Here is a 19,728-nt window from a genome sequence, read left to right as displayed (position 1 = left end):
CCCGCACAGAAACTGAAAATGGCCATGTAAGTTCTACAAATGCACCCCGTTAAAAAAGGGGAGATTACCCATGGACTGGCTCACATTCGATGCCGGTCTTCGTTATGACAGTTTTGCGACGAAGGACGAACCGGAGGTTGGTACGCCCGAACCCGAGAAGCGCGGCAACCGCACAAGCCCGAACATCGGGTTGACTCTCAAGCCATGGGATGGAGTTCAGTTTTTCGACACTTACAAGGAGGGGTATCGTCCGCCAAGCCTTCAGGAGTCCCTTAGCGGTGGAGGATTCCTCCAGGCTAATCCCAATCTAGACGCTGAAATCGCGAGGAACTGGGAGTTCGGCCTCAATCTGAGCAAGGACGACGTATTCCTTGCTGGCGACAAGTTCCGCTTCAAGGCTGCATATTTCGATAATACGACAGATGGATATATTGCACGGACACTTGATAGAACCACGTGGATGTATACGCGCACCAACATCGATCGCGCCAAATTCTCGGGTATAGAGATTTCAAGTGAATACGACATGGGTAGATTCTTCTTGAATGGAGCATTTACTTATTACGACAAGGTCGCGTTTTGCATGAACAACGCGCCTTGCCAGTCGAGCAGTTTGTCTGATGATTACTCTGCAAACCACATACCACCAAAACATTGGACAAGCTTGACTTTCGGCGCTCGTGCTTTCGATCAAAGACTGACGCTTGGTACAAGGGTAACGATTGTTGGAGCCCGCGCCATGGATGTGATTCCAGACGGTACAAATCTTGTCTTACAGTGGGATCCCTATACTCTTACGGACGTATTTGCGAACTTCAAGATCAATGATGATTTTGTGTTGGATGTCAGTGCTGAGAATATATTTGATAAATACTACGTTGATCCGCTTGGAGCGACGCTGCTGCCGTCACCTGGGCGAACAATCAGGATGAGTTTAACAGCCAAGTTCTGAGATTTTTAGTCTTGGGCAGGCTTTTAGCTCGCCCTGACCTCATTTCCATTTTCTTTCTGACGAGGCCGTATCCATGAATGAAGCTGTCATTATCGACAATCCCGCTGCTCTTACCCGCTCAAAGCGGCTGAAGGCGGCAACCCACGATACCCATGATCGTCTCGACAAGGCAATCATGGGCCATGAGCCCTTTTCAAGCCGCGAGCGCTACGGGTTGTTTGTGAAGATGCAGCACGGGTTTCATCGCGATATCGACGCACTTTATGATGATGCCGCGCTCGATGCACTGCTGCCAGACCTGAAAGGCCGCCGCCGCTTCGGTCAGATCGGACAGGACCTTGCCGATCTTGGTATGGAGGCGCTGACTTATGACGCGCAGCCTGCCTTTGTCGCTGGCGCGCCAGCCGATCTGCCGACCGCAATAGGCTGGCTCTATGTCGCGGAAGGGTCGAACCTTGGTGCTGCCTTCCTGCTCAAGGAAGCCTTGAAGCTGGGACTATCGGAAACGTTCGGCGCGCGCCATCTGGCCGGTGCGCCGGAGGGGCGCGGGCTGCACTGGCGCACCTTTACGGCTGCCCTCGACAAAGTCGCCCTGTCCGATGCGGACGAGGCCCGCGTTGTTTCAGGGGCAAACGCCGCTTTTGCCCGCGTGCACGGGCTGGTTGACAAGATGTTTGCATGACCACCATCGGGCCACGATTGTTTTCATCATGATGAGGATGGGCTACATCATCCTTGGCTGGCTGATGGTCGGGCTGGGCTTCATTGGTGCTTTCCTCCCCGTTATGCCCACGAAAATCTTCCTGATCCTGGCAGCATGGTTCTTTGCCCGCTCGTCCCCGCGTCTGGAGGCGTGGCTGCTTAGCCATCCGCGCTTTGGTTCAACGCTGCGGGATTGGCAAGAGCATGGAACGATGCCGCGAAAGGCGAAGCTGATGGCCTGCGGCGGAATGTCGATTGGCTACGCACTGTTTCTCATCGGTGCGCAACCGGGTTTGCTGCTGGCTGTTGCGGTCGCCGTCTTCATGATCGGCTCTGCCGCCTACATAATCTCCCGGCCGGTATCGAAACCTGATGCGGCCCCCGCCGAATGGGCCAGCAGGAACCCACCTGAGAGAAGGCAGGCACGATGCGACTGACCAGAGCATTTCTTGTTTTTTAAGAAACAGAAATGGCGTCATGAATATTGGCCTCAAAAAACCGCATAGCCGCCTCATGTTCGCAGCACACGATAGATCGCCGGGATGACGAGGACGGTCAGCAGCGTAGATGAGGCAAGGCCAAACAGCAGCGATATCGCCAGCCCCTGAAAGATCGGGTCGGTGAGGATCACCGCCGCACCGATCATGGCCGCAAGCGCGGTTAAAAGGATCGGCTTGAAGCGAATGGAACCGGCCTCGATCAGGATTTCCGTCAGTGGCCGGTCTTTGGCGTCGGTGTGGCGGATGAAATCGATCAGCAGGATTGAATTGCGCACGATGATACCGGCAAGGGCGATGAAGCCAATCATCGAGGTCGCCGAGAAGGGTGCTCCAAATAGCCAATGGCCGCCCAGAATGCCGATAAAGGTCAGCGGCACCGGGGTGAGGATGACCAGCGGGGCCTTGAACGAGCCGAATTGCGCAACAACCAGAATATAGATGCCAAGCAGCGCCACCATGAAGGCGGCACCCATGTCGCGGAAGGTCACCCATGTCACCTCCCACTCGCCATCCCAGAGCAGCGTCGCATTGCGCTCGTCGTCGGGCTGGCCGTAAAGCGAGATGACAGGCTTTGGCAAATCACCCCAATCTTGCGCATCAAGTGCGTCCTGCACGGCAATCATGCCATAGAGCGGAGCCTCGAACGCGCCGGCAAGCTCGGCCGAGACCATTTCAGCGGCGCGGCCATTGCGGCGAAATATCAGGTAAGAAGCGCGTTCTTCGGCAACACGCACCACGTCACCAAGTTCAACGACGCCACGATCACCCGGCAGTACATTGGCCGGGATCGGCGTCGTCAGGAAATGCTCATCGAGGCGGCGTTCCGATTTTGGCCGTTCAATGCGCAGCGGGATTGGCTGGCGACCTTTGCCACGGTGCGAATAGCCGACCGTCATGCCGCCATTCAAAATGGCGATGGTGTCGAGCACATCGCCTTCCTTGACGCGGAAGAATTCAAGATCGTCGGTCGAGATCGTCGCCCGCAGCCGCCGCGCCGCAACGCCATGGGAATTGTCGACATCGACGATGTAAGGGACAGAGCGGAAGGCGGCTTCGACCTTTTGCGCCACCGCGCGCCTCGTCGCGGCGTCGGGGCCGTAGATTTCGGCCAGCAGCGTCGCCAGCACCGGTGGTCCCGGCGGCGGCTCCAGCACCTTGAGGCTGGTTCCCGCTGGTACGTCGAGCGCAGCCAACCGCTCTCTGATGTCGAGCGCAATATCGTGGCTGGCGCGGCTGCGCTCGGCCTTTGGCAACAGGTTGATCGCCACCTCACCCAGATGCGGATCGGTGCGGTAGAAGGAATGGCGCACCAGACCGTTGAAGTTGAAGGGGGCCGCAGCACCCGCATGGGTCTGTACCGATTTCACTTCATCCATATCAAGCACGATACGCGCCACTCCTTGCGCGACTGTGTCGGTTGCTTCGAGCGAAGAGCCTTCGGGAAGGTCGATAGTGACGGAAAGTTCGGACTTGTTGTCGAAGGGCAAAAGCTTGACCGTCACGGCCTGCGTGTAAAACAGCGTCAGCGAACCCAGTGTCAGTGCGCCGACACCGAGCAGGAACAGCCAGCTTCGCGCCTTGCTTTTCAGGATTGGCCGGGCGCTGGCGGCATAGATGCGCCCGAGCAACCCGCCACTGCCGTGACTATCACCGCCATGGGAATGGGCTTGCGCCTTTCCTGCCATCTTCAGCATCAGCCATGGTGTCACCATCACCGCAACGAAGAAGGAAAAGATCATCGCCGCAGACGCATTGGCCGGGATCGGGCTCATATAGGGGCCCATCATGCCTGACACGAACAGCATCGGCAGCAGTGCCGCCACCACCGTCAGCGTGGCGACGATGGTCGGGTTGCCCACTTCCGCCACCGCTTCGATGGCCGCCTGGCGACGCGACCGGCCATCCTTCATCGCCCAGTGGCGGGCGATGTTTTCGATGACAACGATGGCGTCATCGACCAGGATGCCGATGGAAAAGATCAGCGCAAACAGCGAGACGCGGTTCAGCGTATAGCCCATTATCCATGACGCAAACAGCGTCATCAGGATGGTGACGGGGATGACCACCGCCACCACCAGCGCCTCGCGCCAGCCGATTGCAAGCCATACCAGCAGGATGATCGAAACGGTCGCGAGCGCCAGATGAAACAGCAGCTCATTGGCCTTTTCATTGGCGCTCTCGCCATAATCGCGCGTCACCTCGACCGCAATCTCCAGCGAGATCAGCGACCCATGCAGTTCATCAACCCGGTGCAGGATCGTCTCGGCGACGGTGACGGCATTGGAGCCCGCGCGCTTGGCAAGCGCCAGTGTCACCGCCGGAACACGGGCGATCTGGTCGCCATCGCGCGTCACCGTCGAAACCAGAGCCTCGCCCGGTTCGGTCACGAATTTGACTGTCGCGACATCGCGAACATAGACCGGGCGGCCATCACGGGAGGTCAAAAGCAGATTGCCGATCTGTGCCGGTGTCGACAGCGTCTCGCCCGCCACCAGCATGATCTGTTCACCGCCATCGCGTAGATTGCCTGCCGGAAAGGCACGGTTGGCGCCCTGCAGCTTACCGGCAAGCTGCTGCAGGGTGACACCATAAAGCGCCAGCCGCGCCGGGTCGGGCGCAATGCGGATTGCCTCGTCAGCCGCGCCAACCAGATAGGTCAGGCCGACATTGTCGATCTTGGCAAGTTCGGTTTTCAATTCGCGGGCAATGCGCGTCAGTTCGTTGGCGTCGATGCGATGGGCTCCAGCCAGGTTTGGCGTCAGTGTCAGTGACACGATGGCGACATCGTCAATGCCGCGCCCGATGATCTGCGGTTCGGGGATGCCGACGGGGATACGGTCCATATTGGCGCGCAGCTTGTCATGAACGCGCAAGACGGCGGCGTCGGCAGATGTGCCGACCAGAAACCGTGCCGTCACCAGCGTATTGTCATCGCGGGTTTGCGAATAGACATGCTCGACACCATCAATGCCCTTGACGATCACCTCAAGCGGTTCGGTGACGAGCTTGACCGCGTCCTCTGCCTTGAGGCCATCGGCGCGCACGAGAATGTCGACCATCGGCACGGAAATCTGCGGTTCTTCCTCGCGCGGCAGGGCAATGAGCGCCAGCAGGCCGAACGCCAGCGAGGCAATCAGGAAGAGCGGAGTCAGTGGCGAGGTGATGAAGGCACGGGTCAGCGCGCCTGCCATGCCAAGGCGATAAGAGGGCGTCGTCATGGCACGATTACGCTGTCGCCAGCTTCAAGGCCGGTCAGGATTTCGACATGGGTTTGTCCATCCTGCATGATGGTCTCACCCGCAACCACGACGCGCTCCACCTCAGTTCCGCCCGCCATGACGCGGACAAAATCGAGCCCGGCGCGGGTAGCAAGTGCCGCTTGCGGCACAAGCAGTGCCGAGCGCAGGCCGACCGGCACCTCGACAAGAATACGGGCATCGACAAAGGCGTCATCCAGCCCTTCGACCTCGACATCGGCGATGACGCGGCCATTTTCGATGCGCGGATAGATTTTGGCGAGGCGACCCTGCCTGGCTTCTCCTGCCGTGACGATCCTTATCGGCGCGCCTTCCTCCAGTTCAGCGGAATGGCGCTCGGGGATGGCAAGGCGCAGGAAGAAGCCACCGCCGCCAATGGTGGCAACAGGCTCTCCGGGCATGATGACGGCACCCTTCGTCAAAGGCACGCTCAGCACACGCCCTGATGCAGGGGCCAGAACCTCGCCTTCCTCGCCCTGCTGGACGATGACGGAACGCTGCGCCTGCGTCGCGGCGATCTGGTTTTGCGTTACATCGACATCGGTGGAAAGCTGCTCCATTCGCTGGGCGGTGATGATGCCGCGCTCGACCAGCGAACGCCCGCGTTCAAGCTCCGCCTCTGCACGCCCAAGCTGGGCTTTGAGCGCGCGCAATTGCGCATCAATAGCCGCAATCTGGAAATCGATCTTGTCGTCACGCACAATGGCAATCCTGGCCCCGGCATCAACCTCGTCGCCTTCGGAGATCAGAAGCTCGATCACAGTGCCGCCGATACGCGCCCGCGCTGGCACCAGATCGCGCGCCTCGACGCGGCCATAGACGGCTTTCCATTCGGGCACGTCCTGCGATGCCAGCACGAAGGGTTCGGCGGCAAAGGAAGGGATAGCCACCGCAAGGGCGGCGGCGAGGACAGCAATGCGCATGAGAAAAGGTCTTTCAGATCAGACGGAGCAGGTCGGCTTGAAGCCGAGGCGCTTCAGAACAGCCGCAGCGGGGCAGAAACCGGTGAAAGCCGACTGGAACATATTGAGCCCGACAAAGACTGTCAGCCAGATAAACCAGGGCGAGACCCAGACGGTCAACGCCACGGAAACGAGCACCATGACACCGGCAAAGGCAAGGACGGAACGTTCGAGGGTCATTGGGAATACCTCCTATAAAATTCATATATTGCTATATACGCAAGTTTGAATGTATAGGCAAGCCCAGTCAATGCTCCTGATTTTACGATCAGCAGTTCACTCGGCAGGAGCAACCGATGCCTTGCGGGCGCTTTGCCAGACAAGCGGCACCAGAATCAGCGCCACTGCCGGGAAGATCAGCCAGTTGATCGTCTGCCAGCCGGACGCATGCAGCAGCGCACCGGCAAAAAAGGAGGCGGCGGCAACCGTGCCGAAGATCAGAAAATCGTTCGCCCCTTGCGCCTTGCCGCGCTCGGCCTCGCTATGGCAATCCGTGACCATGGCGGTTGCGCCGATAAAGCCGAAATTCCAGCCAATGCCCAGCAGGATCAGCGATACGTAGAAGTGAACGAGCTGCAATCCGGCAAGTGCGAAGATGGCTGAAACCGCGATCAGTAAAAGGCCAAGCGCCGTGATGCGTTCCTTGCCGAAGCGGGTCATCAGATGGCCGGTGACAAAGCTCGGCGCAAACATCGCCAGCACATGCCACTGGATGCCAAGGGCGGCGTGATCGACCGAATGGCCGTGACCGACCATGGCGATGGGGGCTGCAGTCATCACGAACACCATCAGCCCGTAGGAGACGACGCCGGCCGCCACCGCCAGCATGTAGCGCGGCATCATGAGAATTTGGATCAGCGGTCGTCCGGTATCCTGCACATTGCCCGTCTTTGTCGCCTTCGGTGTACGCAGCAGAAGAAGAACCGGCACGGCCATCAGCGCAAGTACGGCCTGGCTGAGGAAACTGCCGACATAGGGTGTTCCGGGAACCACGTCACGGGTCCAGATGACGAGTTGCGGCCCGATGATGGCCGCAATCAGGCCGCCGATCATCACCCAGGAAATTGCCTTGGCCTTCAGTTCACCGGTTGCGGCATCTGTCGCCGCAAACCGGTAGCTTTGCACATAGGCGGCATAAAAACCGGCAATGAAGGTGCCCAGACAGAAGATCAGGAAGGATGCCGAGAAGATACCAAAGGCGGCGACCAGCCCCGAGGCCATGCCGAGGCCTGTTCCAAGCAGATAGCCGCCCCGCCGCCCGATCTGTCGCATCACGAAGGCTGCCGGAAGCGTGCCGACGGCAAGGCCGAGATTGAACAGGCTGACGGGCAGCGTCACCAGCGCCGGGTCGGAGGAAAGCTGCTGGCCGACCAATCCACCCAGCGAAATGATGATCGGCGGGCTTGCCGCCCCCAGCGCCTGGGCGGCAGTCAATACAAAAATATTCCTTTTGGCGATGGCCTGGTCAGTCATGTCAAACTCGTTGAGCAGGCACGCCTGAATGACCAGGGGGACGCCTTGATTGAAAAGGATTAGTTATCAGCTTGCTGGCAGAAGGAGTTGTACAACACTTCCACTACGCGTCGCGCGACATCGCTTTCGATGCGATACCAGATCGTCTGGCCATCCCGGCGACCGGCAATAAGCCGATCCCGACGCAGCAGGGCCAGATGCTGCGATACGGTTGAATCGCGGATGCCAAGGAACTCGGCGAGTTGGCCGACCGACTTTTCCCCGTCGATCAGCCGGCACAGGATCAGCAATCTATGCTGGTTTGAAAGCGCCTTAAGCAACTCGCTTGCTTCACTGGCCGCGTTGCGCATGGCATCTGCATCTATTTCCATTTTTAAGTTCATACTTGCGTATCTACCATTATTCGCATATATTATCAATAACCACCTGCCAAGGCAAGGCCCGGTTTGCAGATATGGAGGGAGTATCATCCAAATGCCAGTCAGCCGCCAGATCGTCTATTTGCATTGTTCCGGCATCAACCCTGTGCCGTTGGACAGGTTCGCCAGGGGAGCCCGATGCGGCCGCTGCAAAGACAGGCTGTTTATGGGTCCCCCACATCTCGGGTGTGATGACACAAAAACAGATCGTTGACTGGGTTGAGGTCGACAAGGCGACATTGCGTCATCCGCCTGCTTGTCGCCATCATGGCGCTTGTTCCCAACCGGCGAGCGGCAGCAATCGCCTGATACAGGCCGAGCCAGCATTTCCGATGGCCCGACGGCACCGGGGCAGAGGCTGACAATCATCCATATGCAAAGCCTGTATCACCCTTAAGGCTGGCTTAAGGTGGCTTTCGTGTCCTTCACGCATGTAAGTGACACGAGGACACAGTTTTGAGTTCGAGAAGCCCATATCCCGTTGCGCTCGGACGGCGCGCATTCCTTGCAGGTGCTGGAGCGCTGGCACTGGCTGGATGCACATCCACACGCCAGTCCGCGCAGGTCGCGCCGCCGGTGGCATCTCCATCGCCTCAGCGGTTACAGACACCGCCGATGTACTATGCCATGCCCAATGAGCGTTTTCCGATTCCCGCCGTCGATGTTTCCAGAGTTGATCCCAAATGGTGGCGAACAGAAGTTGATTATCCGATCAGTGAAAAGGTCGGCACCGTCGTTATTGATACACCGAACCGCTATCTCTACCACGTCAGGCCGGGCGGGCGGGCCGTTCGTTATGGCGTCGGCGTCGGAAGGGACGGGTTTTCATGGGCGGGACGCGGCCGCCACATCGCCTACAAGCGCGAGTGGCCGCGCTGGAACCCGCCCGACGAGATGGTCGCGCGCCAGCCGGAACTTGAACCGATCAGTATCGCCAATGGCGGCATGGCCCCGGGGCTGAACAACCCACTCGGCTCGCGCGCGCTCTATATACATGAAGGCAATCGGGACACGATCTATCGCATCCATGGCAGTCCGGAAGTGTGGACGATGGGCCGGGCGGTCTCGTCCGGCTGCATTAGAATGATCAATCAGGACGTCATCCACCTCGCCGACAATGTACGCGACGGCAGCCCGCTGGTGGTGATCGCCGACCCGGCAATGAAGCATCTGCTGACGTCGTGAGCGGCGTCAGGTCTGAAGCGTGATGATTGCGCTCAGGCCGCCAGTTTCGCGGTTGTGCAATTGCAAGTGCCAGCCGCTTCGTCCGAGCGCCAGTTCGACAATGGCAAGGCCAAGTCCGCTGCCGATGGCGGCCTTGTGACGACCGCGGAAGAAGCGCTCGGTAATTCGGGGAAGTTCTTCATCCGGAATGCCGGGCCCCTCATCCTCGATGACGATGCCGACGCCTTCTGCCTTATCGGCCAGGCGACAGCGCACCACGCCGCCCTCCGGCGAATGGTTCACCGCGTTTTCCAGAAGGTTGCGGGCGGCGAGCGTGAACAGTTCAGGCTCGATCTCCACGGTCAGGGTATCGAGTTCGAGCGAAACCTCTATCCTTATGTCGCGCGCCGGATCGGCCAGTTCTTCCGCCAATGAACGCAGCACCGGGCCGGGTTGCGCCAGGCCACGCTTTTCTATCTGATCGAAGGCTTCGAGCGCCGACATGTCGAGCAGTTGCCGGACCAGCCTACCGGTGCGGTCGACGCCGATGACAATCTGGCGCAGCGCCTGATCGCGTATTTCTCCATCGTCGCTCGCCAGCGCCACCTGCGCCTGCGTCTTCAGGCCAGCCAGAGGCGTGCGCAACTCGTGCGCGGCAAAAGCGGTGAAGTTGCGCTCGCGCTCGCGCAAGCCCTCGACACGAGCAAACAGCCCATTGAGCGATTGCAGCACCGGCACGATCTCCTTTGCAGTTTCTGCATCATCAATGGGGCTGAGATCCGACGCATGACGTGTTTCCAGATCGCTCGCCACCTTGTGCAGTGGTTCGAGGCCGCGGCGCACGCTGAGCCAGATGAGCAAAGCAAGGACGGGCAGGATCAGCAGGGCCGGCAATAGAAGGCCACGAATGACGTCTTTCACCAGCCGATCGCGAATCCATAGACTATCGCCGACCAGAACGCGCACGCCCAGTTCCTCATTGGTGACGGCATAGACGCGCCAGGTCTCCCCATCGATCACCGTTTCGGAAAACCCGTCTTCATGGTCGGAAAGCTTCTCGTCGGGTGCGCCGTCCGACCGCCCGATCAGTGCGCCCTGCAACGACCATATCTGGCATGAGAGCTGGCGGTCATAAGTGCTGTGCGCATGTAGAGGCAGGTCAGTTGCGCCGCCTTGTGTCGGATCAACAGTGATCTCCTGACTGACGATCAGCGAGGAGACCATGCGGCCTGCCTCCATCAGCCTTGCATCGAGAACCCTTTCGACCTCGGCCCGCGTCGACAGATAGATCCATGCCACCGCCGACAGCCAGACAAGGCTCGTGGTCAGGACAAGGATGATGAAGAGCCGCTTCGAGATCGAAGGCATCACGCTTCCTCCCCGAGCCGGTAGCCGATGCCACGAACGGTCTGGATTATGTCGGGGCCGAGTTTGCCACGAAGGTGATGAATATGGACCTCGACGGCATTGCTTTCGATCTCTTCCTGCCAGCCATAAAGCTTCTCCTCAATCCGGCTGCGCGAGAGGATCTGGCCCGGATGAACCATCAGCGCATGCAGGATCGCATATTCGCGCCGTGACAGGCGCACGGGCTTGCCGTTCTGTTTCAGCGTCTGTGTCGCCGGGTCAAGCACAAGGTCGCGCCATTCAAGCAATGAACCGTGCCTGCCCGAACCCCGCCGAAGCAAGGCGCGCAAGCGTGCCGCGACCTCGTCGAGATCGAAAGGCTTGCCGAGATAGTCGTCCGCGCCTGCATCCAGCCCGACGATCCGGTCGGCCACCTGGTCGCGCGCGGTCAGCAGCAGCACCGGCGTGGTGTCGCGGCGCTCGCGCATCGACTTCAGGATGTCGAGGCCCGAGCCGTCAGGCAGCATCAGGTCGAGCACCAGCGCATCGAACTCATGGTTTTTCAAAACGGCATTGGCTTCCTCGCAGGTCTCAACGGCATCGGCATTGAAGCCGCCGATCCCCAACCCCACCCGCAAGCCATCCCGCAGCACCGCGTCATCTTCAACAATCAGCACACGCATTGTCATCACCTGAAGTTTGAGCCGATATTCTGGCCAAGGCTTAAGGCAATCTTAAGCCTGCCTTAAGCTGCACAGGCGAGGTCGCCCAAAACGTACCAACTGGAGCTTTGGCCATGCACAACTGGCACGACCGCACGACCGCCGTTCTTTCCCCCGCCGCAGGGCGCATGCCACCGTCTGCTGCGCTGCATCGGCGGACAGTTCTGTTGGGCCTGACCGCCTTGATTGGCGCACGTCTCGCCACGCGGGTTCGTGCCGACGATCTTTCCGCCGAGATGATCCTCAACGATCCTGATGCGCCGGTCAGCGGCAATCCGAAGGGCGACCTGACGATCGTGTCGTTCTTCGATTACAACTGCCCGTTCTGCAAGCGCACGGTCGAGCCGCTGAACACGGTGCTCGCCTCCGACGGCGATATCCGCCATGTCTACAAGGACTGGCCGATCCTGGCGAAGTCCTCGATTTACGGTGCGAAGCTCGCTCTCGCCGCCAGATATCAGGATCGCTACGAGGATGCTTATTCGGCGCTGATGCGTATCGACGGTTCCGGTATTTCGGAAGGCCGGATGCAGCAGGAACTGGAACGGGCAGGCTTCGACATGAAGCGGCTCGAGGCGGACGCCAAACGGCACGATGCCAAAATCGTCAGCCTCCTCCAGCGCAACAATGCGCAGGCGGAAAGCCTTGGCCTGCGCGGCACACCGGTCTTCCTGATCGGGCAGTTCCTCGTCGCTTCAGCGCTCGATGAAGCCGGATTTCGACAGGTCGTCAAGGATGCGCGCGAAGCGTCCTGACGCTGTTGCAAATTACAAGAACACCTCCGAGAACACCATGCCCTTTTTGACCGCTCTTCGCCTTGTCGCAAGCCTGCTTCTTGCACTTTGGTCGTTTCCCGCCACCGCCCAGCAGGGGGACCTCCTGCAAGCCGAAGACGCCTTCCGGTTTTCGGTGGAACGTGCAGCGGACAATGCGATCGAGCTTCGCTGGCAGATCGCGGACGGCTACTATCTTTACCGCGATCATATCGAAGCCAAAGGTGCCGCAGGCGAGGCGGTCGAGCTTCATACCGGGCCGGGCACGATAGAAGACGATGCCAATTTCGGACCATCCGAAGTCTATTACTCCGAGGCGGTAGCGCGTCTGACGACTGGCGCACCGAGTGAGGTCTCCATCACCTATCAGGGCTGCAAGAAAGATTCCATCTGCTACCCGCCAATGACACTCACGCTGGATACGGCCAGCTTGCAGCTTTCCGAGCCTGTCATCGGCTTCGGCGTCGCCGCGCCCACATCTGATACAGGAACCGGCGGCTTCACCCTTGCCGACGAGACGCAGAATGGCGGCATGATCGGCTCGCTGCTGGCAAGTGGCGGCGCGGTCTGGGTGATCGCCAGCTTCCTCGTTTTTGGCCTGCTGCTCGCTTTCACGCCATGCGTGTTGCCGATGTATCCGATCCTCAGCGCGACGTTGGCGCGCGAGGGTGAGGCATTGACGGCACAGCGCGGCTTCGTGCTGTCCTCGGCTTACGTGCTGGCGATGGCAGCCGCCTTCGGGTTGCTCGGTATATTCGCCGCATGGTCGGGCCAGAATTTGCAAATGGTGCTGCAATTGCCCTGGGTGATCGGCGCGGTCGGGGTTCTGTTCGTCGTTCTGGCAGCCTCGATGTTCGGCCTGTTCGAATTGCAACTGCCGAGCGCCTGGGTCAATAGAATAGCGGGCGTGTCGGCTGGCCGGCGGGGTTCGGTGGGCGGGGCCGCCGGTATGGGTTTTCTCTCGGCGCTGATTGTGGGCCCTTGCGTCACCGCGCCGCTCGCCGCAGCCCTTCTCTACATCGCCCAGACCGGAGATGCATATCTGGGTGCTGCCGCACTGTTTGCGCTCGGTCTTGGACAGGGAATTCCCTTGATCGCGTTCGGCACCGTTGGCAGCCGGGCGCTACCGCGCGCCGGGGCGTGGATGGTACAGGCTAAATATGTCTTCGGCTTCGTCTTTCTTGGCGCAGCCATCTGGATGATGGGCCGAATCCTGCCGCCGCCCGCCACACTAGCCCTGTGGGCGATCCTGCTGCTGACGGCTGCCGTATTCATCGGCGTCGCCGACCGGCTGGCGGCAGATGCAGATGCCGGACTCCGGTTGCGCAAGGCGGCCGGTTTCGCGCTCTCCCTCGCTGGCGTCATCCTCGCCATCGGCGCAGCATCGGGCGGCAGCGATCCGCTGCGCCCGCTTGCCCATCTCGGCGTGAGCAATCCGCAACCGCCGGTCACCGAAGCTGAAACGACATTCATCGAGGCCGCATCCACGCCGGATCTCATGAACGCAATCGCCTCCGCAAACGGACGCCCGACATTTGTCTACTTCACCGCAGACTGGTGCGTTATCTGCAAGACAATCGAGCGTGACGTGTTTCCCAATGCCGAAATCATTGCCAGACTTGATGGCTTCCAGCGCATAAAGGTCGACCTGACGGCGCTTGACCAGGCCAATCAGGAGATGATGCGCGATCTGGCCGTGGTCGGTCCGCCCACCATGATCTTCTTTGATGCAAACTCGAAGGAAGCGAGCGGTTCGCGCCTGATCGGCGACGCGACCGTCGAGACATTACAGACTTCGCTCGAACTGGCGAGGCGCTGACATGAACGCCATCAGCATAGGGCCTTTCATCTTCGCGCCCGACCGCTTTGCCGCCATTCTGGCGATTGCCGCATTCCTGCTTCTAAGCGAGATCCTCGCCCGGAAGGTGGACCGCCGTTTCTCGTCCTGGGCCTGGGGGGCGACACTCGCCTTCATCGTCGGCGCACGCGCAGGCCATGTCATCAAACATGGTGAGAATTTCTTCGCCGAGCCGCTACGCGCCCTCTACCTCTGGCAGGGCGGCTTCATGATCAAGGCGGGTGTTGTGCTGGTGCTTGCCTATACGCTTGTTTGCTTCAGGCGCGAGTTGCGCCTTGCACTATGGGCGGCGTTGCCAGCCGTCATTTCCGCCTATGTGGCCGTCTTCATACTGCAACTCACGGCGGGCACGCCCGCCACCCCGCTGCCTTCGGGACAAACATTCCGCACACTCGCAGGCGAGTCGTTCCAGCCAGCAGCACTTAAAGGCGAACCACTCGTCATCAATCTCTGGGCAAGCTGGTGCCCGCCCTGTCGGCGCGAGATGCCGATGATAGCGGATGTCGCCGCAAGCACCGACGACGCCCGGCTGGTCTTCATCAATCAGGGCGAAGGCGTGGATATCATCCGGGGCTTCCTGGAGGCCGAAAACCTCGAGCTGGATCATGTGGTGCTCGACACCTTGGGTGAATTCAGGCGTCACTACAAGGCTCCCGGTCTGCCCGCAACACTCTTCATCGCCCGCGACGGAACGCTCCAATCTGTTCATATGGGTGAGATTTCGCGCGAGGGGCTGACTACGGGCATTCGCCGGATAGCAGAAGATGAAACGGCGCGCGATTGACGAGAGCCCTTGATTGCGCCCCACGTACGCGCCTACGTAGCTGCGCCGCCTGGCACCGCCGGGAAACAGGCGATCGGTAGTATGGGCAGGGCCCATACGGGACTGGCGGATGCGTACAGTACATCATGCAATTTACACAACACTTCTTGTCGCGGCGATAAAACTTGATTAAGAAACACATGTTTTAGGCGGGGATCGCCCTAGGCTGGCAGATTTCCGGTTTCAGGCGCTCTGTTTGGGCTGAAACCGGCGTCAGAAGTGAAAGTGACCGTGAGTTGAGCTGGGATATTCAGAACCTGTTCAGGAAGCATGCAAGCGACATCGCGCAGTCGCTTCGTCGGCGCGGGATCAGCCAGGATATGGCTGCGGACCTGACGCAGGACACGTTCGTGCGCGTCATCGCCTCGCCTCCCGCCGAGGAAACCGCATCCCACAATCCGGTCGGTTATCTGTTCCGCGTCGCGCGCAATCTCGGCATAGACCATCAGCGGCGCGAGCGCCGTCTGCCCTACGTGGATCTTGCGCCGGAAGCATTCGCGGCGATCGCCGATCGCGCTCCCTCACCGGAAACAGCCGTCTATGACAGGCAGCGGCTCGCATTGACGCAGGCTGCACTTGCGGAACTGCCCGAGCGGACCCGCCGGGCGTTCGAGATGCATCGAATGGACGAGATGACGATGGCCGCCGTCGCCGCCGAACTCGGCCTTTCGGTGTCGCGGGTCTGGACGCTCATCCGCACCGCTTACGAGCATATTGACGCCCGGCTTGCAAATATCGAATAGGATTTCAGCCGGGGCGCAGAAAATTTCTGCCCGCCATTCGTATTGATAGATGCGGGCCGGCGTAGCCCCCGCTGCTGGCACAAGCACAGGCACGGGCACAGGAATGGAATATATGGCCGACTCATCCGAGGAGCGTCGCCTGTTCAGGGAAGCGGTCGATCTGGCGATCCGTCTTCAGAACGACCCCGCCAATCCGGTGTCGGTTCAGATGGCAAGCGCGTGGGCTGCCCGCAGTCCTGCCCATGCGGCGGCATGGGCGCGGGTTGCCGAAATCCATGGCATGACCGGCAGGGTCCTTGCCGACCGGCGCAAGATGAGCGGAAGCGGCAGGCTTTCGCGCCGAAACTTTCTTATTGGCGGCGCGGTCGGCCTCGGCGCTGCCGGAGCCGGTTCGATGACGCTTCCGGGTGCGCTGCTGCGCATGCGCGCCGACCATGTTACGCAGACAGCCGAGATTAGACGTATCGCGCTGCCGGATGACAGCATCATGACGCTCGGACCCGACAGCGCGGCTTCTATATCCTATTCGCTCACCCGCCGTGCCATCGACCTTCTGGCCGGCATGGCCTATTTCGAGGTAGCGAGTGACGCATCGCGCCCCTTCTCCGTCGCTGGCGGCAAGGTGACCGCCACCGCGCGGGAAGCGGCGTTCGACATGTCGAGCGATGCCGGCTTCGTTTCGGTCTCGGTCGAGCATGGCACGGTCGAGACACATACGCAGGTTTTGGAACGGGGCGCGACTGAGCGGCTCGAAGCTGGTGAGTGGATCACTTTCTCCCCTTCAGACGGGCAGGCGGCGCGCGGCGCGCGTGAAGCGTTCCAGATTGCGGCGTGGCGCGGCGGCATGATTGTGGCAGAACGCGAGACCGTTGCGGCGATGGTTGCCCGGATTTCACGCTGGGTTCCGGGCAGCGTCGTCATCGCCGATCCGTTTCTCGGCGAGCGCGTGGTCAGCGGCGTGTTCGATCTGAGCGATCCGGTGCGGGCCCTTGAGGCGGTGGCGCGCCCCTTCGGCGCGAAAGTGCGTGCGATCGGCTCCATGGTGACGGTGATCTCCCCGGTGTGAAAATTTTTTGGAAAAGACAGAAAAATCCGGCTTCCCGTTCGTAAAGCTGATTAGGGGCCGCACTACCCAACAATCAGGCATGCGGGCTTTTCTGGTTGAAAACGTAGCTGGTTGGACATGGATCGTGGATTGCAGGCATTCACTACAGGGATGATGGGCTCGGTCGGCCGCAGGGCGCTGGTTGCGGTCTTGCTGACGACGACGGTGCTGACGGCGGGCGTGGTGCTGGACGAGAAAAAAGCCTTCGCACAGGCAGCCGCGCAAGTAAGCTTCGACATTCCGGCAGGGCCGCTCGCCCGTACGCTTGCCTCTTTCGGCAGCCAGTCAGGGACACAGATTTCCTATGACGCTTCGCTCGCCGCCGGAAAGTCCTCGCCCGGCATTCGCGGCGCGGCGACGCGCGAGCAGGCGCTGGCGCAGATTTTACAAGGCAGCGGCCTCGGCTATTCTTTTAGCGACGCCGCCAGCGTCGTCATCACCAGCGGGGTTGCAGCGACGCATGGGTCCGCGGATGCGGGCGGCGCGCTGGTGCTCGACACGATCAACGTGACTGGTGGAAGCGGCGGCTTCTTGGCAGATGGCCTGCGGCGGAATGTCGATTGGCTACGCACTGTTTCTCATCGGTGCGCAACCGGGTTTGCTGCTGACTGTTGTGGTCGCCATCTTCATGATCGGCTCTGCCGCCTACATAATCTCCCGGCCGGTATCGAAACCTGACGCAGCCACCGCCGAATGGTTCAGATCTTCATGATCGGGCGCTGGTGAAAAAAGCCTTCATGAAATCCGAATAGATGGCCGTGAGGCCCGCAAGGTCGGAAAGGCTTATATGTTCGTCGGCCTTGTGCATGGTCGTGCCGACCAGACCACACTCCACCACGGGACCATACTGGGCGATGAAGCGGGCATCCGATGTGCCGCCGCCAGTGGAATATTGGGGCAGCTTGCCGGTGCGGTCCGCAATCGTGCGGGCCAGCATGTCAATATCTGCACCCAGCGGGGACAGAAAGGCGCGCGAGGGTGTGCCCAAGATTTCAAAGGCGATAGTGCAGCCATCGACAGGAAGCGTGGCAAGACGAGCATGAACCCAGTCGGTCAGCGTTTCGGGGGTCCAGCTATCATTATAGCGAATGTTGAAGCGCAGGCTGCCACTGGCGGGAATGACGTTGGCGATTGTGTTGCCCACATCGATGCTGGTCAATTCCAGATTGCTGGCCGGGAAATGCTCGCTGCCGTTATCGAGCGGCTGCGTGGCAAGCGCAGTGGCGGCGGCGGCCAGTATGGGCAGGGGATTGGTGGCCTTGTGGGGATAAGCGACATGGCCCTGCATGCCGGTGACCGTAACCTTGCCCGAAAAGGAGCCGCGACGGCCGATCTTGATGCTGTCGCCCAGAGTTTCGGCAGAACTGGGCTCGCCCACAATGGCGAAATCGAAATGGTGGCCATTGGCCCGCATCCAGCGGATCAGCTTTTCGGTGCCATTGATGGCATCGGCTTCTTCGTCATTGGTGATGGCAAGCTGAATCGTGCCAGCATTGGCCGGGATCTGCGCGCAAGCGGCAATAAAGGCAGCAATGCCCGACTTCATATCAGCAGCACCGCGACCATAAATCCTGGCATCGGCAATACGGGGGGTGAAAGGATCGGTGGTCCAGTGGGCAAGATCGCCCGGCGGGACGACATCGGTATGGCCAGCGAATAACAGACGGCGACTGCCTTGCCCGCGTGTAGCAAACAGATTGTCCACCGGATAGGAGCCATCACCTTCAAAACGCAGGCGGGTGACAGAAAAGCCGAGCCCCGTAAGCTCAGCTTCGAGCAAGGCCAGCGCGCCAGCCTCCTCAGGGGTAACAGAGGGGCAGGCGATCAGGCGTAAGAGCAGATCAAGCGGATCGGTTATGACCAGATGAGAGGCCGCATCGTGGATATCGGGTGTCTCTGTCATCGATCAATCCCGGAGCAGTTCGTTAATATCAGTCTTGGAGCGGGTCTGCGCATCGACGGTCTTGACGATGACAGCGCAGTAAAGGCTGGGGCCCGGTGTGCCGTCGGGCAAGGGCTTGCCCGGCAGATTGCCTGAAACGACGACTGAATAGGGCGGCACCTTGCCGATGTGGATTTCGCCGGTGGCGCGATTGATGATTTTCGTGGATGCGCTGATAAAGACGCCCATGGAGATGACCGAGCCTTCACCAACGACAACACCTTCAACGATTTCGGAGCGTGCGCCGACAAAGCAATTGTCTTCGATAATGGTGGGGCCAGACTGAAGCGGCTCGAGCACGCCGCCAATACCGACGCCACCCGAAAGGTGCACATTCTTGCCGATTTGCGCACAGGAGCCGACGGTCACCCAGGTATCGACCATGGTGCCCTCATCGACATAGGCGCCCAGATTGACGAAGCTGGGCATGAGAATGGCGTTCTTGCCGATATAGGCGGATTTACGCACCACCGCACCCGGAACAGCGCGGAAACCGGCCTTACGCCAGGTGTTTTCGTTCCAGCCCTCGAACTTGCCGGGCACCTTGTCCCACCAGGTGGAATTTTGCGGACCGCCGCTCATGGGCACATTATCGGTGAGGCGGAAGGAAAGCAGGACGGCGCGCTTGAGCCATTGGTTCACCTGCCATTCGCCGTTGATTTTCTCAGCAACGCGAGCCTGGCCACTATCGAGCAGGTTGAGTGCGGTGTCGACGGCATCACGAATTTCGCCCTGGGTGGAAAAATTGATTTCAGCGCGTTTCTCGAATGCGGCATCAATGATTTGGGCGAGTTGAGCGTGCGACATGGCGGCTCCTTATAAGCGTGTCGTGATCTTTCAGATTCACGCAACCCGCTTTAAGCTCTTTTTTTACACATGTCTTTATCTTGAAACTGGTTATTAAGTTCGGGAGACAGGCTTTAGGGTCGAGACTCAATCATGACCACCATATGCAGATAGCGGCCAAGTAGCATGTTGCTGCGAAG

The 19,728-nt window shown here is 60.1% G+C and carries 18 protein-coding genes and 1 pseudogene; 10 read left to right on the top strand and 9 right to left on the bottom strand.

From position 1 onward, the window contains the following. Window positions 1-70 precede the first annotated feature (70 nt). The 3 genes from ACFPLB_RS11200 to ACFPLB_RS11190 all read left to right on the top strand — a co-directional run bounded on the left by ACFPLB_RS11200 (window position 71) and on the right by ACFPLB_RS11190 (window position 2,091). Window positions 71-952, top strand: a complete 882-nt coding sequence (locus ACFPLB_RS11200; RefSeq protein ID WP_378229617.1) for a TonB-dependent receptor domain-containing protein — start codon at window positions 71-73, stop codon at window positions 950-952. Window positions 953-1,025: 73 nt separating this feature from the next. Beyond that, a complete protein-coding gene (locus tag ACFPLB_RS11195) occupies window positions 1,026-1,634 on the top strand; it encodes a biliverdin-producing heme oxygenase (protein ID WP_378229615.1) in 609 nt (202 codons plus the stop codon). A 28-nt stretch (window positions 1,635-1,662) separates the two neighbouring features. Further along, window positions 1,663-2,091, top strand: coding sequence for a YbaN family protein (locus tag ACFPLB_RS11190; protein WP_378229613.1), 429 nt, complete (start codon window positions 1,663-1,665; stop codon window positions 2,089-2,091). A 74-nt stretch (window positions 2,092-2,165) separates the two neighbouring features. Here ACFPLB_RS11190 and ACFPLB_RS11185 read toward each other — a convergent pair whose 3' ends face one another. From ACFPLB_RS11185 to ACFPLB_RS11165, 5 genes are all read right to left on the bottom strand, one after another. Further along, complete coding sequence (locus tag ACFPLB_RS11185; RefSeq protein ID WP_378229611.1) at window positions 2,166-5,372, bottom strand: efflux RND transporter permease subunit; 3,207 nt, start codon at window positions 5,370-5,372, stop codon at window positions 2,166-2,168. Next, a complete protein-coding gene (locus ACFPLB_RS11180) occupies window positions 5,369-6,334 on the bottom strand; it encodes an efflux RND transporter periplasmic adaptor subunit (RefSeq protein ID WP_378229609.1) in 966 nt (321 codons plus the stop codon). The genes ACFPLB_RS11185 and ACFPLB_RS11180 overlap by 4 nt, the downstream gene beginning before the upstream one ends. A gap of 18 nt (window positions 6,335-6,352) precedes the next feature. Further along, complete coding sequence (locus ACFPLB_RS11175) at window positions 6,353-6,553, bottom strand: YgaP family membrane protein (RefSeq protein ID WP_378229607.1); 201 nt, start codon at window positions 6,551-6,553, stop codon at window positions 6,353-6,355. A gap of 96 nt (window positions 6,554-6,649) precedes the next feature. Then, the gene (locus tag ACFPLB_RS11170; protein WP_378229605.1) at window positions 6,650-7,846 is read right to left on the bottom strand and encodes an MFS transporter; all 1,197 of its coding nucleotides are present in this window, start codon (window positions 7,844-7,846) and stop codon (window positions 6,650-6,652) included. Between the two features lie 59 nt (window positions 7,847-7,905). After that, a complete protein-coding gene (locus tag ACFPLB_RS11165) occupies window positions 7,906-8,217 on the bottom strand; it encodes an ArsR/SmtB family transcription factor (RefSeq protein ID WP_378229603.1) in 312 nt (103 codons plus the stop codon). Window positions 8,218-8,721: 504 nt separating this feature from the next. Between ACFPLB_RS11165 and ACFPLB_RS11160 the strand changes: the two genes are divergently transcribed. Continuing rightward, window positions 8,722-9,450, top strand: coding sequence for a L,D-transpeptidase (locus ACFPLB_RS11160; RefSeq protein ID WP_378229601.1), 729 nt, complete (start codon window positions 8,722-8,724; stop codon window positions 9,448-9,450). 6 nt (window positions 9,451-9,456) lie between these two features. On the opposite strand, the gene ACFPLB_RS11155 is transcribed toward ACFPLB_RS11160, so the two are convergent. Next, entirely contained in the window at window positions 9,457-10,797 is a 1,341-nt protein-coding gene (locus tag ACFPLB_RS11155; protein ID WP_378229599.1) for an ATP-binding protein, read from the bottom strand. Continuing rightward, window positions 10,797-11,459 carry a response regulator gene (locus ACFPLB_RS11150; RefSeq protein ID WP_378229597.1) on the bottom strand — a complete coding sequence of 221 codons (663 nt, stop codon included), beginning with the start codon at window positions 11,457-11,459 and terminating at the stop codon, window positions 10,797-10,799. The genes ACFPLB_RS11155 and ACFPLB_RS11150 overlap by 1 nt, the downstream gene beginning before the upstream one ends. 185 nt (window positions 11,460-11,644) lie before the next feature. Between ACFPLB_RS11150 and ACFPLB_RS11145 the strand changes: the two genes are divergently transcribed. From ACFPLB_RS11145 to ACFPLB_RS11120, 6 genes and pseudogenes are all read left to right on the top strand, one after another. Continuing rightward, window positions 11,645-12,253 (top strand): DsbA family protein, encoded by a 609-nt coding sequence (locus ACFPLB_RS11145; protein ID WP_378229619.1) that lies wholly within the window; start codon window positions 11,645-11,647, stop codon window positions 12,251-12,253. Next, window positions 12,234-14,090: a protein-disulfide reductase DsbD gene (gene dsbD / locus ACFPLB_RS11140; protein WP_378229595.1), complete on the top strand. Its 1,857-nt coding sequence runs from the start codon at window positions 12,234-12,236 to the stop codon at window positions 14,088-14,090. Before ACFPLB_RS11145 ends, dsbD begins: the two co-directional genes overlap by 20 nt. A gap of 1 nt (window position 14,091) precedes the next feature. After that, entirely contained in the window at window positions 14,092-14,913 is an 822-nt protein-coding gene (locus tag ACFPLB_RS11135) for a prolipoprotein diacylglyceryl transferase family protein (RefSeq protein ID WP_378229593.1), read from the top strand. A gap of 275 nt (window positions 14,914-15,188) precedes the next feature. Beyond that, entirely contained in the window at window positions 15,189-15,695 is a 507-nt protein-coding gene (locus tag ACFPLB_RS11130; protein WP_378229591.1) for an RNA polymerase sigma factor, read from the top strand. A 112-nt stretch (window positions 15,696-15,807) separates the two neighbouring features. Next, a complete protein-coding gene (locus ACFPLB_RS11125) occupies window positions 15,808-16,761 on the top strand; it encodes a FecR family protein (protein ID WP_378229589.1) in 954 nt (317 codons plus the stop codon). A gap of 117 nt (window positions 16,762-16,878) precedes the next feature. Further along, a pseudogene (locus ACFPLB_RS11120) lies at window positions 16,879-17,226 on the top strand (STN domain-containing protein); the annotation flags it as partial. A 280-nt stretch (window positions 17,227-17,506) separates the two neighbouring features. Here the strand turns inward: ACFPLB_RS11120 and dapE are convergent. Both dapE and dapD read right to left on the bottom strand, forming a co-directional pair. Beyond that, on the bottom strand, window positions 17,507-18,703 hold the full coding sequence (gene dapE / locus ACFPLB_RS11115; RefSeq protein WP_378229587.1) for a succinyl-diaminopimelate desuccinylase: 1,197 nt from the start codon (window positions 18,701-18,703) through the stop codon (window positions 17,507-17,509). Window positions 18,704-18,706: 3 nt separating this feature from the next. Beyond that, a complete protein-coding gene (gene dapD / locus ACFPLB_RS11110) occupies window positions 18,707-19,549 on the bottom strand; it encodes a 2,3,4,5-tetrahydropyridine-2,6-dicarboxylate N-succinyltransferase (RefSeq protein WP_378229585.1) in 843 nt (280 codons plus the stop codon). Window positions 19,550-19,728 lie beyond the last annotated feature (179 nt).

It is taken from the genome of Aquamicrobium segne (genome assembly GCF_042656785.1).
Lineage (GTDB): Bacteria > Pseudomonadota > Alphaproteobacteria > Rhizobiales > Rhizobiaceae > Mesorhizobium > Mesorhizobium segne.
Note: the sequence above shows the minus strand (reverse complement) of the source record. Positions and strands in the feature narration are given on the sequence as shown.

Excerpts from the sequence above, each read along its gene's own strand:
- ACFPLB_RS11200 (WP_378229617.1), top strand. The coding sequence starts at position 71 with ATGGACTGGCTCACATTCGATGCCGGTCTTCGTTATGACAGTTTTGCG.
- ACFPLB_RS11195 (WP_378229615.1), top strand. The coding sequence starts at position 1,026 with ATGAATGAAGCTGTCATTATCGACAATCCCGCTGCTCTTACCCGCTCA.
- ACFPLB_RS11190 (WP_378229613.1), top strand. The coding sequence starts at position 1,663 with ATGATGAGGATGGGCTACATCATCCTTGGCTGGCTGATGGTCGGGCTG.
- ACFPLB_RS11185 (WP_378229611.1), bottom strand. The coding sequence starts at position 5,372 with ATGACGACGCCCTCTTATCGCCTTGGCATGGCAGGCGCGCTGACCCGT.
- ACFPLB_RS11180 (WP_378229609.1), bottom strand. The coding sequence starts at position 6,334 with ATGCGCATTGCTGTCCTCGCCGCCGCCCTTGCGGTGGCTATCCCTTCC.
- ACFPLB_RS11175 (WP_378229607.1), bottom strand. The coding sequence starts at position 6,553 with ATGACCCTCGAACGTTCCGTCCTTGCCTTTGCCGGTGTCATGGTGCTC.
- ACFPLB_RS11170 (WP_378229605.1), bottom strand. The coding sequence starts at position 7,846 with ATGACTGACCAGGCCATCGCCAAAAGGAATATTTTTGTATTGACTGCC.
- ACFPLB_RS11165 (WP_378229603.1), bottom strand. The coding sequence starts at position 8,217 with ATGGAAATAGATGCAGATGCCATGCGCAACGCGGCCAGTGAAGCAAGC.
- ACFPLB_RS11155 (WP_378229599.1), bottom strand. The coding sequence starts at position 10,797 with ATGCCTTCGATCTCGAAGCGGCTCTTCATCATCCTTGTCCTGACCACG.
- ACFPLB_RS11150 (WP_378229597.1), bottom strand. The coding sequence starts at position 11,459 with ATGCGTGTGCTGATTGTTGAAGATGACGCGGTGCTGCGGGATGGCTTG.
- dsbD (WP_378229595.1), top strand. The coding sequence starts at position 12,234 with ATGCGCGCGAAGCGTCCTGACGCTGTTGCAAATTACAAGAACACCTCC.
- ACFPLB_RS11135 (WP_378229593.1), top strand. The coding sequence starts at position 14,092 with ATGAACGCCATCAGCATAGGGCCTTTCATCTTCGCGCCCGACCGCTTT.
- ACFPLB_RS11125 (WP_378229589.1), top strand. The coding sequence starts at position 15,808 with ATGGCCGACTCATCCGAGGAGCGTCGCCTGTTCAGGGAAGCGGTCGAT.
- dapE (WP_378229587.1), bottom strand. The coding sequence starts at position 18,703 with ATGACAGAGACACCCGATATCCACGATGCGGCCTCTCATCTGGTCATA.
- dapD (WP_378229585.1), bottom strand. The coding sequence starts at position 19,549 with ATGTCGCACGCTCAACTCGCCCAAATCATTGATGCCGCATTCGAGAAA.